The sequence below is a fragment of the Bacteroides muris (ex Afrizal et al. 2022) genome (assembly GCF_004793475.1).
GTDB lineage: Bacteria > Bacteroidota > Bacteroidia > Bacteroidales > Bacteroidaceae > Bacteroides > Bacteroides muris.
The window spans coordinates 1-16,067 of the sequence record NZ_SRYZ01000030.1 but is presented as its reverse complement, the minus strand read 5'-3'; the positions used below and the strand labels follow the sequence as shown (position 1 = coordinate 16,067).

Below are 16,067 nucleotides of genomic sequence, written 5' to 3'. Positions count from 1 at the left end.
GCCTACTCTGGAAAGCTAAAGCAGAACCTTACAGTTCCAAACGTCAACTTTACACAGCCTAACTATCAACTAAATTATTATTTATAATATAGGTTGGTGGCAGTTGTATTGAGTGACGCCTCCTTATTTATATAAGGTAACACGCGCGTAGCGAACAGCAGTCGACCGAGGTTGTATTCATCGAACAGCTCGTCATCGGGATTGAAACTGTTGACACGCACATCGCCTTGCGAATGGATGAAGCGCTTGTTGCCGATATACATTCCGACATGCACCACACGTTCCTTGCGTTCCGGTGTCGCCTTGCGTCCGAAGAAAATCAAATCGCCCGGCTGGAGGTTACTGAAATCAGGAGCGATATCGATATGCTCGCCCACGTATGCCTGTTGGGAAGCATCCCGCGGAATGATGATGTCGTGCATGAAAAGAACAGTGCGCATGAAGCCGCTACAATCCACCCCTTTGGAGGAAGTGCCAGCCCAAAGATAAGGGATGCCCATCAGGCTATGCGCCGTAGCTATAATGCTGGCGGCGTCCTGCTTCAAGGCGGCCCGCCATTTCTTCTCCGGCATGGAGATGGATTTGGAAATATATCCCTGGCGGCCATCGGGATAAGCCACCTTATAAAAGGCGCCTTTTGTCCCCTCCCACTTCAGGCGGTTTCCGGCAGCAACATCAGAGACGGTCTGCGATGCCTGGCTAGGCTGCGAGTAGACAAAGCCGTAATGTGAAGTCACTACAATTTTCTCCGCACTATTCCAAACGGCCAACTCTTCCCGCGTAACGGGATGTATGCCTACTCGATGAACCCATGCAATGTAGCTGTCCGGTGTCTGGATACGATACCAGCCGTCGCGCTGCAACACCCGCACCGGCATACCCATCAAACCTTGCGTCATCATTTCCGAAGAGAAATCCGGATGCACCCGAAGATTGCACACAGACACATTGACAATGCCATACGTCTTGCCTTCAAGCCCGGCCTCATCCGGAAGCACTTGCAGACAATCCATCACCGCATATCCCTTCTTCTCCAAACCATCCAGCAAAGCCTTCTTTGCCTCTGCCGAGGTGGTGACACCACGCAACATCACATTCTTTCCGGAGAAAGAGTAATCTACATCAAACAAAGCCACGCGCTTATCCGGTGCAAACTTCTGTTTCAAACTGTCAGAGAATTGCGCCACTTCTGCAGGGATTGTACGGTCTCCTACTTTCGAAGCGACAGCAAAAAGCGGGATTAACAGAAACAAAGAAAAAAAAGAGAAAAACTTTTTCATTGGCCAAAAGGATTTGGGGGTTATTAATAATAGCAAAGCTACGAATTTATTCCGAAATAGATACATGTTTTTAATATTATTAAGGGTAAAGAATAAAGAATGAAGGGTTCATCCACACTGCATTCGCACACTGCACAACAAATTCTTCATCCTTCATTCTTCATTCTTCATTAATATTCATTATCTTTGTACCCTATAAAGCAGTTGGTCGGTCTGTCGCTTGCGCCCCGTGCGTATGAGGAAAGTCCGGGCAACACAGAGCATCCCACTTCCTAACAGAAAGCTGTCCGTGAGGGTAGAGTAACGTAGAAGAAAATAACCGCCGTCGCCCCTTGGGCTGCGGTAAGGGTGAGAAGGTGGGGTAAGAGCCTACCAGTCTTGTGGCGACACAAGGGCTGTACGTCTTGGGAGTTGTAAGGTCATGTAAACCGGCGTTATGAGAGTTGCTCGCTCCATGTCGGAGGGTAGACCGCTAAAGCTTGTATGGCGACATGCAGCTCAGATAAATGACAGACACTTCTTTAATGAAGAATGGATGATTAGGCTTCTTCAGGAACAGAAGAACAGAACCCGGCTTACAGACCGACTGCTTTTTTTTACTGACAATGGATAATCGAGACAATAGCATGAACAAGCGTATTGCTGCCCTTTGGAAATTCCTCACCTACGACATCTGGCGTATTACAGAAGATGAAGTTACGCGAACGACTTTTTCCGTATACAATATCATCAAGACGATTTATCTTTGCATCAACCGTTTCACCAAAGACCGGATAGTGAACAAAGCCTCGGCGCTGACTTACAGTACGCTGCTGGCCATTGTGCCTATTCTTGCCATCTTGTTTGCCATAGCTCGCGGTTTCGGATTCGATAATCTGATGGAAAGCCAGATTGTCAACGGTTTCAGCGGTCCTACGGAAACCACGGAAGTCATCCTGCAATTTGTGAATTCATATTTGTCTCAGACCAAGAGCGGAATATTCATCGGAGTGGGTCTGATTATGTTGCTGTGGACAGTCCTGAATCTAATCAACAATATGGAAATCACCTTCAACCGCATCTGGCAGGTGAAAAAGGCGCGCAGCATGTACCGTAAAATAACGGATTACTTCTCCATGCTTCTGCTGATGCCCATTCTGCTGGTGGTTTCCGGTGGTCTTTCCATCTTCATGAGCACAATGGTGAAGAACCTCGAAGACTTTACCCTGCTGGCTCCCGTCGGCAAGTTTATGGTGCGTCTCATCCCCTTCGTACTGACCTGGTTCATGTTTACAGCGCTATACGTCTTTATGCCGAATACAAAGGTCAAACTGAAACACGCACTCATATCCGGTATTTTGGCAGGTACGGCACACCAGGCATTCCAGTTCCTCTACATCAGCAGCCAGTTGTGGGTTTCCCGTTACAATGCCATCTATGGTAGTTTCGCTGCCCTTCCGATGTTTCTGCTATGGCTGCAGGTGTCCTGGACCATCTGCCTATTTGGTGCCGAACTGACCTACGCTGGACAGAATATCCGGAACTTCAGTTTCGACAAGGATGCACGCAACATCAGCCGGCGCTACCGCGACTTTATCTCCATCCTGATAATGTCCCTCATAGCCAAGCGCTTTGAACAAGACGCTCAGCCCTATACGGCCGAAGAGATATCAGAAGAGTGCCAGATTCCTATCCGGCTGACACACGAGACCCTGTATGAATTGCAGGAAATCAACCTCCTGCATGAAGTGGCGACAGATGAAAAGAGTGAAGACATCGCCTACCAGCCTTCCATGGACATCAACAAGATGAATGTGGCCCTCTTACTGGATAGGCTGGACACACACGGCTCAGAAGATTTCAAGATTGACAAGGAAAATGAATTCAACAGCCAATGGGGAGCATTGCTGAAGGCACGGGAAGAATACTACAAGAATGCAAGCAAGGTGCTGCTGAAGGATTTGTAGTTTGGCTCAAACACGGAGGCACAGAAATTTCTTCTCGTCCATTAGTTTAATCTCTGCACCTCTGTGTTCTTCAGCCAATGCTAATACTTATTATAAGATATTGTTTTCTCTTTCGGCTTCCGCGACTTCTTCCGTTTTTCTTTCAACGGATAGCCAATCGTAATATCGAGCAAAAGGCGTTTACCAGCCGGGATTCCGACAAGTTTTTTTATCTCCTTCTCGTCAAACCAGCCTAAAATGCAGGAACCCAGCCCTTCATTTTCTGCCGCCAACGTGATATGTGCGGCAGCGATACCAATATCAATCAATGGAAAATACTTACCCTTGATTTTTGCACCCAGAAAGGAAGTGATATTCATGGACTCCTCCACCACCAGAATATGGACGGGAGCATTCTTGGCAAACTTATTCATCCCCAGTCCGGCAGCCGCCTTGCCCACCCTGGCAGACAGCTCCGGCTCCATAACCACCACGAACTTCCACGGCTGTGCATTGCAGGCAGATGGAGCCAGACAAGCCGCTGCCAATATCCGTTCCAGCTTCTCAGGCTCCACGGTACGAGTCATATCATAGGCACGGTCACTCTGACGGGATGCCGCTAATTGCAGGAAATCGTCCATAGCGCCGCCACCTTATTTATATTGTATCATGCAGCTGATGTACTTACCGATGATATCAAACTCCAGATTCACCACACTGCCCACTTTGAAAGTATGAAAATTGGTATGCTCGAAGGTGTAAGGAATAATGGCCACCTGAAAAGTATCGTCGGTGGGGTTGCACACAGTCAGGCTGACGCCGTTGACCGTTACCGAACCCTTGTCTACCGTGATGTAGCCGCGCTTTGCCATTTCTTTGTCAAAAGCATACCGGAAAGTAAAGTAATAGCTTCCTTCAGCATCCTTTATATCAATGCAAGTGGCAGTCTGGTCCACATGCCCCTGAACGATATGGCCATCCAGTCGACCATTCATCATCATACTGCGCTCCACATTCACTTCATCTCCTACCTGCAACAAGCCAAGATTGGAACGGTCCAGCGTTTCCTTCATGGCCGTCACGGTATAGGTATCATCCGTCAGGCTGACTACTGTAAGGCAAACACCGTTGTGAGACACACTCTGGTCTATTTTTAATTCACTGACGAATGAACATTTGAAAGTAAAATGTACATTCTCCTGGTCTTTGACCATCGCCACCAATGTGGCACATTCTTCTACTATTCCAGAAAACATGGTTCTATATACTTTTAGGTTATACACGATTTATTATTAATATGCGCAAAGATACAAAAAGCCCTTCGTATAGGTACAAAAAAGGAAGCTTTTCACAAAGCCTCCTTTTTCAGTTTTCAATAGGTATTAGTTTTTTTTAAGGTAAAAAGATTGTTTTCAGGATAACGACGCAAATATAGGCGCTTTTCGTAATACTAACCAAATTAAAAAACATGTCTTATAACATCTTTTTGAGAAATCATTTAAGTTTATTATCATTTCAAAGCATTTTTCTACACCTGCAATCGTTTTCAATGGACAAATATAAGGCTATTTTCCATGAAACACTGAAATTATCCTAAAATTTTGTTTATTTCTTATCATTTAAGTAGTGTTTGTCTGTCCGTCTGCCATGTTTTAACACCTTCTTGTCGATAAATACCACTATTTTTTCAGCGATACTCGTGATTATGGTCATCGGAACGTTCCAACTTGCGGAACACACTCACCAGGTTCAGACAAAAGAGTGTACTCTCCTGATGCCGGCTGATGCAATCGGCAAGAACGGCAGTGGCATCAACATTGATTTCGTCCAGCATATTGTCCTTGCAGACACGGCGGTAGCCAGTTCTGGACTCTCCTTCTGAAACGCCTGCCTTGCTTGTCCGAGCGTGGAGAGCACGGTATCTCCAAACTCCATCATATCACCCATGTAGAATGTCACTGACACGCGCAGCTTGCTGCATGTTGTAATACTTATCCGATAGTGCGCCTGTCATACCTATTATCATTACCGGAAAAACGCCTCGATTATCCCCCTGCTCGATTTCGTCTTGCCTGCCGCAGGACAGAAAATCATCAAAGAGAGTGGATATATCCCAGTACATAAAGAATAAATCTTCATTCTTCATTCTTCATTCTTCATTTTTTTACCCTATCTTTGTCCCCACGATACGAAAATAGTAACATTATGGCAGAAATAAAGAGCGAAGAGACAAGCGAAAAAAAGAGCTTGAACTTCATTGAGCAAATAGTAGAAAACGATTTGAAAGAGGGCAAAAACGGTGGGAAAGTACAGACACGCTTCCCGCCCGAACCTAACGGTTACCTCCACATCGGACATGCCAAGGCCATCTGCCTTGATTTCGGTATTGCCGCCGCACACGGTGGCGTCTGCAACCTACGTTTCGATGACACCAATCCCACCAAAGAAGATGTGGAATACGTAGAAGCCATCAAAGAAGACATCCAATGGCTGGGCTACAAATGGGGTAATGAATATTACGCTTCCGACTATTTCCAGCAATTGTGGGACTTCGCTATCCGCCTCATCAAAGAGGGAAAGGCATACATCGACGAACAGACTTCCGAGCAGATTGCCGCCCAAAAAGGAACTCCCACCCAGCCCGGCGTGGAAAGTCCCTACCGTAACCGTCCCATCGAAGAAACACTGGACTTGTTCCAGAAGATGAACAGCGGTGAGATTGAAGAAGGTGCCATGGTGCTCCGTGCCAAAATAGACATGGCAAGCCCCAACATGCACTTCCGCGACCCCATCATCTACCGTGTAGTGAAGCATCCGCACCATCGCACGGGTACTACTTGGAAAGCTTATCCGATGTACGACTTCGCCCACGGACAAAGCGACTTCTTCGAAGGTGTGACACACTCTCTCTGCACATTGGAGTTTGTACCCCACCGTCCGCTCTACGACCTCTTCGTGGACTGGGTGAAGGAAGGCAAAGACCTCGACGACAACCGCCCTCATCAGTATGAATTCAATAAGCTGAATCTCAGCTATACACTGATGAGCAAGCGCAACCTGTTGACTCTGGTCAAGGAAGGCTTGGTAAATGGTTGGGACGACCCCCGTATGCCGACCATCTGCGGTTTCCGCCGCCGCGGTTACTCTCCGGAGTCCATCCATAAATTCATCGACAAAATCGGATATACCACCTACGACGCGCTCAATGAATTCGCCCTACTGGAAAGCGCCGTGCGCGAGGATTTGAACGACCGCGCCACCCGCGTATCCGCCGTACTGAATCCGGTGAAGCTTATCATCACCAACTATCCCGAAGGGCAAGTGGAAGAGATGGAAGCTGTAAACAACCCCGAACATCCCGAAGAAGGAAACCACTTCATCGAGTTTAGCCGCGAGCTTTGGATGGAACGCGATGACTTCATGGAAAATGCTCCGAAGAAATACTTCCGCATGACACCGGGACAAGAAGTACGTCTGAAGAACGCATACATCGTGAAGTGCACCAGTTGCAAGAAAAACGAAGCCGGCGAAGTCACCGAGGTATATTGCGAATACGACCCCGATACCAAGAGCGGTCTGCCCGGAGCCAACCGTAAGGTGAAAGGTACCATCCACTGGGTAAGTTGCGCCCACTGCCTCGAAGCGGAAGTACGCCTTTACGACCGGCTGTGGAAAGTAGAAAACCCGCGCGACGGACTTGCCGCCATCCGCGAAGAGAAGAACTGCGATGCACTGACAGCCATGAAAGAGATAATCAACCCCGACTCTTTAAATGTACTGCCCTGCTGCTACATCGAGAAATATGCTGCCGGTATGCAGCCTCTCTCCTACCTGCAGTTCCAACGTATCGGTTATTTTAATGTTGACAAGGATTCTACACCAGAAAAAATGGTATTCAACCGTACTGTGGGTCTGAAAGACGTTTGGGGTAAAATCAATAAATAAGAATATGAGTAACAAGAACCTGCTGTCCGGAAGAGACAAAGAACTGCAAGAAATGGCAGAACAATATGAAGCCGCTAAAGCAGAGAACAAAACCATCTATCTGGACGCAGACGACTTAGCCGACCTCGCAGACTGGTATGCCATGCATCATAAATATGCCATGGCTACCGAAATCGTAGAGTATGGCTTGGCAATACATCCGGATAATACCGCCCTGATGGTGGAACAGGCATACCTATTTCTGGATACCCAGCACAAAGAGCAAGCTAAAGGTATAGTAGAACGGATTGCCGAAGAATCTTCCGAGGTGAAAGTGCTGAAAGCCAACCTACTGTTAGACGAAGGCAAAGAAGAAGAAGCGGAAGCGATACTTGACAGCATAGATGATAAGGACGACTTAGCCAATATCGTCGACATATCCTATATGTACATCGACATGGGATTCCCGGAAAAAGCATTGACATGGCTGACGCGCGGACTTAAAAAATATGCCGAAGAAGAAGCCTATCTTGCCGTCACCGGCGATTGTTACTATGCTCAAGGACTGTTCGAAAAAGCCACCTTCATCTTCAATAAGCTGATTGACAAGAACCCTTATTCAGCTCCTTACTGGTTTGGACTGGCCCGTTGCTACTTTGACCAACAGATGTTCGACAAAGCTATCGAAGCATGCGACTATGCTACGGTGGCCGATGATGAGTTTGCCGACGCCTACCTGATGAAAGGACATTCCTTCTTTCAATTGGGAAATGAAGAAAGTGCCATGGAGAACTACCTACAAGCCGAGAAGTTCCATCTCGTTTCCCGCAGTTTCATCAACACCTTCATCGGTCTGAACAAAGCCTCCAAAGGAGAATGGGAAGAAGGATACGACTATCTGGAAAAAGCCATAACGGCCGAAGACAGTTATGACCTCGCCTTGCCCTCTCTTTATGCCAATGCGGCCCTATGCCTGCACAAGATGGGGAAAAAGCGCAAAGCCCACCAATATTGTAAAAAAGCATACAATCTGGCACCCGAAGAGATAGATTCGTACCTGATTGAGGGACGCATCTACATGGAAGAAGGAGAATATGAGAAAGGTGTGAAAAAATGGACCCAAGCCTTAGAGTATGCCCCCTATGCAGATACTTGGCACGAAATAGGTATGTGCAGTATGGAGATAGGGCAACTGAGCTATGCCAAGCTGGCCTTTGAGCATGTCAAAGAGATGGAGCCGGATTTTGAAGGTATCAACGAAAGGCTGACCTCTCTGTATATGCTACTCAAAGACAAGGAGAATTTCATGAAGTACAACCAGCTGTGCGAACATCCGTTCAAACTGGAAGAGCTGAATAGATTACAGCAGATACTACAAGAAGATAACCAAGAAGAGCTGGCCCTAGTGATGAAGAATATTTTCAACGCATTACAATAACAGTAATTATATACCACTAATCTAGCAAATGGAATCAGTAGCCTTTATCCAATGGTGTCTTGACCACCTCAATTACTGGACCATCACTTTATTGATGGCCATTGAAAGTTCGTTTATCCCCTTTCCCTCGGAAGTTGTAGTTCCTCCTGCCGCTTGGAAAGCCGCCAACAATGACAACATGAATATATATCTGGTGGTGGTGTTTGCAACCATAGGGGCAAATATCGGAGCTTTGATAAACTACTATATGGCAAAATGGCTGGGGCGCCCCATCATTTACAAATTTGCCAACAGCCGTTTCGGACACATGTGCCTCATTGACGAAGCCAAAGTGCAACATGCGGAAGAATACTTCGACAAACATGGAGCCATATCGACGTTTGTCGGACGTCTGATACCTGCTGTGCGCCAGTTAATCTCCATCCCTGCCGGTCTGGCACGTATGAAGCAAGGAACTTTTTTACTGTACACCACTCTGGGTGCAGGCCTGTGGAATTCCATTCTGGCTTTCATCGGATATTACCTGTCCACAGTACCCGGCATTGAAAACGAAGACCAACTGCTTGCCAAAGTAACGGAATACAGCCATGAGATAGGCTATGTATTTATCGGCATCAGCGTACTCATCGTGGCATTCTTCATCTATAAAGGCATGAAGAAGAAGTAAAAATGAAACGACGTGATATAAAAAAGCGTTGGACAGCATGATAATTCCGTCCAACGCTTTTTCATTGTTCATTCCAAATCCAATCGGCTGAAGTCGAAAGTTCTATTTCATAAATCTCACGCATCTCTTCCTCTATATCGGAAACGCTCATTCCTTTGCGCATAAGGAAATAACAAGCTTTTCTATAGAAAGTCCACGGCTTTCATGTTTGGGCGCTGTATCGGCTCAAACTCACCATTACGGTCACGAGGAATGGATATGACGGATTCTCCATGTTCCGTTTGAATCTTCTTCGGATACTTCCCATTACGGGAATTACCGCTATTGTTGCCTGCGACTGGGGAATAACTTTGTTACGTTCTGACATAATTTTATGTTTTCACAAAATTAATAATAAAGAAAATATGAGACTCATTTCTGGATCCCGTATTCTCGATTTACACAAAATTTTGGACAGTGTCGATTAAAACTTTTACCTTTGTAAAATGATTCAAGAGAAGTTCAAATTTTACAAGCCATGTAAGTTGCTGCAACCTTATATAAGATATTATTGGGTATTCAAAAGCAATCGACCGCTGGATGCCTTTACTTATCCTATCGGTTGTCCTCAAATCATTTTCCATAAACAAGCACCGTTATATATTCCCGAACTGAACGTCATACAGGACAAATTGACTATCAGCGGACAAGTTAATTTTTCATCCCATTTGTATGCTGATGGCAATACAGAAATGATAGTGGTTGTATTCCACCCTCACGCTATGAGTATGTTTCTGAACATACCGACATCGCTCTTTTACAATCAAGAAGTTTCCGGTTACAGCCTTGAAAACAAAAGTTTGAATGAACTGGCTACACGAATATTCGACTGTGAGAATAATTCTATTTGCATAAGCTATATAGAAAAATGGCTGGTGTCACAAATTGCCGATAATTTAGCTGATACCACATACAGAATTAAAAGGATAGATGCCGCCATACAGCGAATATATATCACTCCGCAAATCTCTGTAAACGAATTATCTTCTATTGCCTGCCTAAGTAAAAAACAGTTTGAGCGGTTATTTCATTCATTTGTAGGCATCAATCCCAAAGAATATACCCGTATCGTCCGCTTCCAAAAGGCTTTGGCGCAGATGCAGCATCAAACGGGCAAAGAAATCAATCAGGCACAAATAGCATACGCCAGCGGTTATGCCGACCAGTCGCACTTTATCCGGGAGTTCAAGAAGTTCTGCGGATATACGCCCATGTCTTTGCTGAAAGTATCAAATCCATATTCCGATTTGTTCACCAATCCCGTATAAATGTCCCGTTTGTTCTATTCAGGGTCAAACGCTTCTCCTACTTTTGCTACCTGAATCATTAAATGAAAATAGCATTAAGTATGAAAGAAGTAAATCCCCAAGAAACCAGCCGGGCATACGCCTTTGAAATGTGGATGAACGCCCCCATGCCAATGGTGACGTTCTTTAAGACACTCAACGTGTCACGCCTTGTGAAAATCAGCCGAAAATCGGGCATGAAGTTTAATATGTTGATGTGCTGGTGCATCGGCAAAGCCGCAAGAAGCGTGAAAGAATTTTATATGCTGCCCGTTGGCGGTAAACTGATGCAGTACGATACCATTGCAGTAAACACCATTGTCGCTAACAGAAAGGGCGAGGTAAGTTCGTGTGATGTTCCTTTCTGCGATGATTTGTCTCTGTTCAATCAACACTATCTGCAACTTACCAAACAAGTGGCTGAAAGTTGCGTCAATCACGACTTGACGGAAAGCATGGTTATCGGAACTTCCGCATTGGCACAATATGAAATAGACGGTGCTGTCGGTATGTATAGCGGTATTTTTAATAATCCGTTCCTCATTTGGGGCAAATACAAACGCCGCCTGCTGAAAACGGCACTTACCCTTTCTTTCCAGTTCCACCACACGCAAATGGATGGGGCGCACGCTTCCCGCTTTTTGGATGGGGTTCAGAAAGAAATTGATAATTTGAGAATATAAGTTCAGGGAAAAACGCTATCTTTGCAGAACTAACAGAAAAAGAAATAGTTGTTCAACAATATGAAATGGCAGTTGTGCATATAGCTACGCCGGGCGAATAGCACTTCCAATTATTGCTATTCAGCAATAGACAGGCTTATTTTTTAAGTTTGCTTGTTATTGTTTTGTCATTATCCCTTATTATAAATCTATAAGATTGTCGTGCTGCTTAAAGCGACAGAATGTATTGTATCATATTGTTTTGAACAAATGAATTATACCTATAAGAAAATATGGCTCATCGCTTTTCCTGTAATGATGAGCATCCTTATCGAACAACTGATAAACATTACCGATGCTTTGTTTTTAGGGCATGTGGGTGATGTGGAACTGGGCGCATCTGCCCTTGCCGGAATATGGTTCTTGGCAATTTATATGCTCGGCTTCGGGCACATTGATAAAAAAGCATATGGCTTATACTGGCATATTGATATAACTATATTGAAAGAGGTATTTTCTATCTCGGTATGGAGTATGCTCCAGTTCTTCACAAGTGTAGCCATTTGGTTTCTGTTTTTCGTAGCTATCGAACGTTTGGGAGAACCGGAATTGGCTGTATCTAACATTGTAAGAAGTGTTTCCGCCCTGTTTTCCGTTATCGTCAATTCGTTGGCTGGTGTCACCAGTTCTTTGGTGAGTAACTTGATTGGAGCAGGTGAAAAGAAAAAAGTATTTCCGCTTTGCCATAAAATTATCCGTTTAGGATATGCGACAGGTATTCCACTGATTGCTTTAGCGTTGTTCTTTCACCAACCCATTATAGGAGCATATACAGAAAATCCCGATATCATACAGCTTGCATGGTTGCCTTTTCTTGTTATGCTGTTAAATTACTTCTTTGCATTACCCGGTTATGTCTATCTGAATGCTACAACCGGAACTGGAGCGACACGGGCAGTATTCATTTTTCAGGTGACAACTACGATTGCTTATCTGTTCTGCTTATGGGGATTAGGTTATAGTAATGTCCCGTTAGCGACATATTGGGCAGTGGAATACTTATATGTGATACTGCTTGGTACACAATCCGTCATTTATCTTAAATATAAACAATACTAAGAACTGAAAGTTATGATGAACAAGATATATCCCCGTAAGGGTGACACGCAAACCGTTTATTTGAACGCTGTCGTAAAAGACCCGTCTATCGAAATAGGCGACTATACCATTTACAATGATTTTGTTTCAGACCCGTGTCTGTTTGAGCAAAACAACGTATTGTATCATTATCCCATTAACCATGAACGGCTGATAATAGGCAAGTTCTGTTCTATTGCTTGCGGAGCAAAATTTCTCTTCCAACTTAAGAAGTTCATTTTCTGCAGATTCTTTATTTACAGCCTGATAGACACATTTTAAGTCCTTCAGGAATTCCTTTTGATTTTTGGAGCCTACATATTTGATGGAATTACGAATCTGATGTACGACACAAAGCTGTACAGCCGTATTGGGATAACACTTTGGATGGCTTCAGGAAAGCCTTTCAATCCGTCTATACAGGCAATAAGAATATCTTCAACTCCACGGTCCTGGAGATCTGTCAGTACACTGAGCCAGAAGTTGGCTCCCTCATTCCTGGATATATACATTCCGAGCAGCTCCTTATGACCTTCCCGGTCAATACCCAGCACATTATATATCGCACGTGTAACAGCACAGCCACGTTCATCCGTTACTTTGTAATGGATGGCATCCATCCAGACTATAGGATAGGCAGAATCAAGCATACGTGATTACCATGCTTTTATTTCCGGAAGTACACGGTCAATAATAGCACTGATTGTGTCGGCAGATACACGATTTCCAAGATTCTCTTCCATCCAGTCACTAATCTCACGTGTGCTGTTACCAAGAGCATAAAGGCCGATTATACGGTCTGCAACGCCTTCTGCAAGAATGGTCTCACGCTTCTTAATGAATTGTGGATCAAAGCTTGAATTACGGTCACGGGGAGTAGATACGGTTACCTCGCCCAATGAAGTCTGGACCTGTTTCTGCATTTTTCCGTTACGACGGTTACCCATCTGACGTTCTTCTTCTGTAAGATGTGCATCCATCTCACCCTCCAGAGCTGCATTCAGGATACTTTCCAATAAAGGGGCAAAAGCACCGTCTTTACCTAACAAGGGCTTACCCGCTTTTAGCTGTTCAATTGCCTTGTTCTTGATACTATCAAAATCAAATTCTTCTTTCATAAAAAAACTGTGTTAGCAAAGTTAATACTTTATTCTTTGCTGACACAGTTTAATTTACATCCTCGTTTTTGGCGATGATTACAATCATCTTGAACGTCTGCATGAATTTTGCCGTAGTATTCTCATTGCATTTGCTTTCCGTTCTCAGATAATTCTCGAAGTCCGTAATGAACATATGGCCGATTTCTTTCAGTGATATATCCGAAATATTGTATTTCACTTTCATAAATTCCTCCAGCCTCCGGTAGCAGCGGCCATACTTCGCGAGGGTGGCAGGAGTCTTGCTAATGCCGACCAGTTTTCTTGCATCCTCATTGTGTTTCTTGAAAAGTTCCAGCAGTGTTCTTTGTTTCGCCGTTATTCCCAAAAACGCATTGCGTATTTTTTCTACCGTTACGAATGACTCATGCACTTCAATATCCCGGTAGTGGTTTTTCAGCGAAGCACGGATGTCCTCCAATGTTTCATTCAACTGGCAGGCTTTCTGTGTATTTCCTTTCGCCTTGCCCAAAACTGTCTCCCAGGCATCCGGTTTTACACTCAGTTTAGAACTGAACTGTGTGATTTCACCGTTAAGTGACAAACGAATCATAATACAAACTGTTCCGTCTTTGTTTACCTGATTCTTTCTTAGATAGAATAGAATCTTAAATGTACTCTTACTCATATCCTTTTTTAATTTATCTCCGTTACAGTGGGTGTAATGACTTCCCTCTGCAAAGGAATAATTAACAATTGGGTTACAAGCAGACATTTGAACGTCAATGAGCGACAAATCAAGTACTTACATCGAAAATCGTTACTATTTTTATAGGCTATTTTTTAGTAACGATTTAGTAACGGAACTTTGTCTGAAGTGGACATTTGAATGTCTTTCGGTTGTCCACCGGATAAATAGAAAAAATCCCGTAAAACGTTGATTTTACGGGACTTGTCTTAATTTAACCACCTAATGTCTTAGGTTTCAGCGGAGAGACAGGCTCCAGAACCTACGCTTTCAGAAAATATCATAAAATTGCAAATCACTGATAATCATATATTATCTACAATGAAGAGTAAATCTAAATCTTTCTAAATGCCTTTTGCTATTTCAATTTTTGGGTGTATATTTGGGTGTAGAATTTCAAACGCACCCAATTATGAATATCAAACGTAACATCATTTTTGCATTGGAGAGCCGGAAGAAGAACGGTGTGCCAATCGTAGAGAACGTGCCTATCCGTATGCGTGTCATATACGCAAGCCAACGCATCGAGTTTACAACAGGCTACCGGATTGACGTAGCCAAATGGGATGCCGACAAACAACGGGTAAAGAACGGATGCACCAACAAGCTGAAACAAAGCGCATCCGAAATCAATGCAGACTTGCTGAAATACTATGCCGAAATGCAAAACGTGTTCAAGGAGTTTGAGGTACAGGAAACCATACCTACCACCCAGCAGCTAAAGGATGCGTTCAATCTGCGGATGAAAGACAGCAGTGGAGAACAACAGGAAGAAGTGCAGATTAGTTTTTGGGAAGTGTTCGATGAGTTTGTAAAAGAGTGTGGCAACCAGAATAATTGGACGGCATCCACCTATGAGAAATTTGCAGCGGTAAGAAATCACATCAAAGAGTTCAAGGAGGATGTAACCTTTGAATACTTCAACGAATTCGGGCTAAATGAGTATGTCAATTTCTTGCGTGACAAAAAGGACATGAGAAACAGCACCATCGGTAAACAAATGGGATTTCTCAAATGGTTCCTGCGTTGGAGCTTCAAAAAAGGGCATCATCAGAACATTGCATACGACGCATTCAAGCCCAAATTGAAAACAACCCCTAAAAAGGTAATATTCCTGACATGGGATGAACTGAACAAGCTGAAAGATTATCAAATACCGCATGACAAGCAGTATTTGGAACGTGTCAGGGATGTCTTTCTGTTCTGTTGCTTCACGAGCTTACGATATTCGGATGTTCGTAACCTTAAAAGAAGTGATATTAAGCCCGACCATATTGAAGTCACCACAGTCAAGACTGCGGACAGCCTGATAATCGAACTGAACGACCACAGCAAAGCCATTCTTGAAAAATACAAGGATGTTCATTTCGAGAACCACATGGCATTGCCCGTCATCAGCAATCAGAAGATGAACGATTATCTGAAAGAACTGGGTGAACTGGTGGAAATCAACGAGCCTGTACGGGAAACCTACTACAAGGGAAATGAGCGCATAGATGAAGTCACACCCAAATACGCATTGTTAAGTACCCATGCCGGAAGAAAGACTTTCATCTGTAATGCGTTGGCACTCGGAATTCCGGCACCGGTGGTTATGAAATGGACTGGACACAGTGATTACAAAGCCATGAAGCCCTACATTGATATAGCGGATGACATCAGAGCAAACGCCATGAACAAGTTTAATCAACTATAAAAGCATCAATTAGTTTCATGGATCACCACCATTGAATTATAGTAACTATTCAGCGAATCGAATACAATCAGGTTGGTCAGCAACAATTTTAGAATAATCCTCTGATTATCATCAAAATAACAGTGATTCTATTTGTGAATGTCAGATAAAATCGCTATCTTTGTATCT

The 16,067-nt window shown here is 44.1% G+C and carries 12 protein-coding genes, 1 other RNA gene and 5 pseudogenes; 10 read left to right on the top strand and 8 right to left on the bottom strand.

Annotation, left to right across the window (positions count from 1 at the left end; genetic code table 11):
* Nucleotides 1-77 precede the first annotated feature (77 nt).
* A complete protein-coding gene (locus E5355_RS12755; protein ID WP_136010646.1) occupies nt 78-1,280 on the bottom strand; it encodes an NlpC/P60 family protein in 1,203 nt (400 codons plus the stop codon).
* 200 nt (nt 1,281-1,480) lie between these two features.
* On the opposite strand from E5355_RS12755, the gene rnpB reads away from it, so the two are divergent.
* Nucleotides 1,481-1,874: RNase P RNA component class A (gene rnpB, locus E5355_RS12750), an RNA gene on the top strand.
* 32 nt (nt 1,875-1,906) lie between these two features.
* Nucleotides 1,907-3,226, top strand: a complete 1,320-nt coding sequence (locus E5355_RS12745) for a YihY/virulence factor BrkB family protein (RefSeq protein ID WP_136010645.1) — start codon at nt 1,907-1,909, stop codon at nt 3,224-3,226.
* Between the two features lie 80 nt (nt 3,227-3,306).
* Here E5355_RS12745 and E5355_RS12740 read toward each other — a convergent pair whose 3' ends face one another.
* From E5355_RS12740 to E5355_RS20385, 4 genes and pseudogenes are all read right to left on the bottom strand, one after another.
* Nucleotides 3,307-3,846 carry a nitroreductase family protein gene (locus tag E5355_RS12740; RefSeq protein WP_136010644.1) on the bottom strand — a complete coding sequence of 180 codons (540 nt, stop codon included), beginning with the start codon at nt 3,844-3,846 and terminating at the stop codon, nt 3,307-3,309.
* Nucleotides 3,847-3,858: 12 nt separating this feature from the next.
* Nucleotides 3,859-4,461 carry a riboflavin synthase gene (locus E5355_RS12735; protein ID WP_136010643.1) on the bottom strand — a complete coding sequence of 201 codons (603 nt, stop codon included), beginning with the start codon at nt 4,459-4,461 and terminating at the stop codon, nt 3,859-3,861.
* A 349-nt stretch (nt 4,462-4,810) separates the two neighbouring features.
* Nucleotides 4,811-5,122, bottom strand: a pseudogene (locus E5355_RS12730) (PhoU domain-containing protein); the annotation flags it as partial.
* 22 nt (nt 5,123-5,144) lie between these two features.
* Nucleotides 5,145-5,351 (bottom strand): hypothetical protein, encoded by a 207-nt coding sequence (locus E5355_RS20385; protein WP_168354332.1) that lies wholly within the window; start codon nt 5,349-5,351, stop codon nt 5,145-5,147.
* 59 nt (nt 5,352-5,410) lie between these two features.
* On the opposite strand from E5355_RS20385, the gene E5355_RS12720 reads away from it, so the two are divergent.
* From E5355_RS12720 to E5355_RS12710, 3 genes are read left to right on the top strand one after another with little or no spacing between them, the layout of a single operon-like run.
* A complete protein-coding gene (locus E5355_RS12720; RefSeq protein WP_136010642.1) occupies nt 5,411-7,150 on the top strand; it encodes a glutamine--tRNA ligase/YqeY domain fusion protein in 1,740 nt (579 codons plus the stop codon).
* Between the two features lie 4 nt (nt 7,151-7,154).
* A complete protein-coding gene (locus tag E5355_RS12715) occupies nt 7,155-8,567 on the top strand; it encodes a tetratricopeptide repeat protein (RefSeq protein WP_136010641.1) in 1,413 nt (470 codons plus the stop codon).
* Nucleotides 8,568-8,595: 28 nt separating this feature from the next.
* Nucleotides 8,596-9,234: a DedA family protein gene (locus tag E5355_RS12710; RefSeq protein WP_136010640.1), complete on the top strand. Its 639-nt coding sequence runs from the start codon at nt 8,596-8,598 to the stop codon at nt 9,232-9,234.
* Between the two features lie 206 nt (nt 9,235-9,440).
* Here the strand turns inward: E5355_RS12710 and E5355_RS19935 are convergent.
* Nucleotides 9,441-9,566: pseudogene (locus E5355_RS19935) on the bottom strand (transposase); the annotation flags it as partial.
* 153 nt (nt 9,567-9,719) lie between these two features.
* Between E5355_RS19935 and E5355_RS12700 the strand changes: the two are divergent.
* The 4 genes and pseudogenes from E5355_RS12700 to E5355_RS12685 all read left to right on the top strand — a co-directional run.
* Nucleotides 9,720-10,541, top strand: coding sequence for a helix-turn-helix domain-containing protein (locus E5355_RS12700; protein WP_136010639.1), 822 nt, complete (start codon nt 9,720-9,722; stop codon nt 10,539-10,541).
* An 80-nt stretch (nt 10,542-10,621) separates the two neighbouring features.
* Complete coding sequence (locus E5355_RS12695; RefSeq protein WP_136010638.1) at nt 10,622-11,242, top strand: CatA-like O-acetyltransferase, family 2; 621 nt, start codon at nt 10,622-10,624, stop codon at nt 11,240-11,242.
* Between the two features lie 249 nt (nt 11,243-11,491).
* Nucleotides 11,492-12,340 carry an MATE family efflux transporter gene (locus E5355_RS12690; protein WP_210434530.1) on the top strand — a complete coding sequence of 283 codons (849 nt, stop codon included), beginning with the start codon at nt 11,492-11,494 and terminating at the stop codon, nt 12,338-12,340.
* A 12-nt stretch (nt 12,341-12,352) separates the two neighbouring features.
* A pseudogene (locus tag E5355_RS12685) lies at nt 12,353-12,580 on the top strand (antibiotic acetyltransferase); the annotation flags it as partial.
* On the opposite strand, the pseudogene E5355_RS12680 reads toward E5355_RS12685, so the two are convergent.
* Nucleotides 12,569-13,476, bottom strand: a pseudogene (locus tag E5355_RS12680) (IS256 family transposase); the annotation flags it as partial. The pseudogenes E5355_RS12685 and E5355_RS12680 sit on opposite strands and share 12 nt — an antisense overlap.
* Before the next feature lie 64 nt (nt 13,477-13,540).
* Nucleotides 13,541-14,143: pseudogene (locus E5355_RS12675) on the bottom strand (phage integrase SAM-like domain and Arm DNA-binding domain-containing protein); the annotation flags it as partial.
* Between the two features lie 472 nt (nt 14,144-14,615).
* Here E5355_RS12675 and E5355_RS12670 point away from each other — a divergent pair.
* Nucleotides 14,616-15,899, top strand: coding sequence for a site-specific integrase (locus E5355_RS12670; protein ID WP_035457481.1), 1,284 nt, complete (start codon nt 14,616-14,618; stop codon nt 15,897-15,899).
* Nucleotides 15,900-16,067 lie beyond the last annotated feature (168 nt).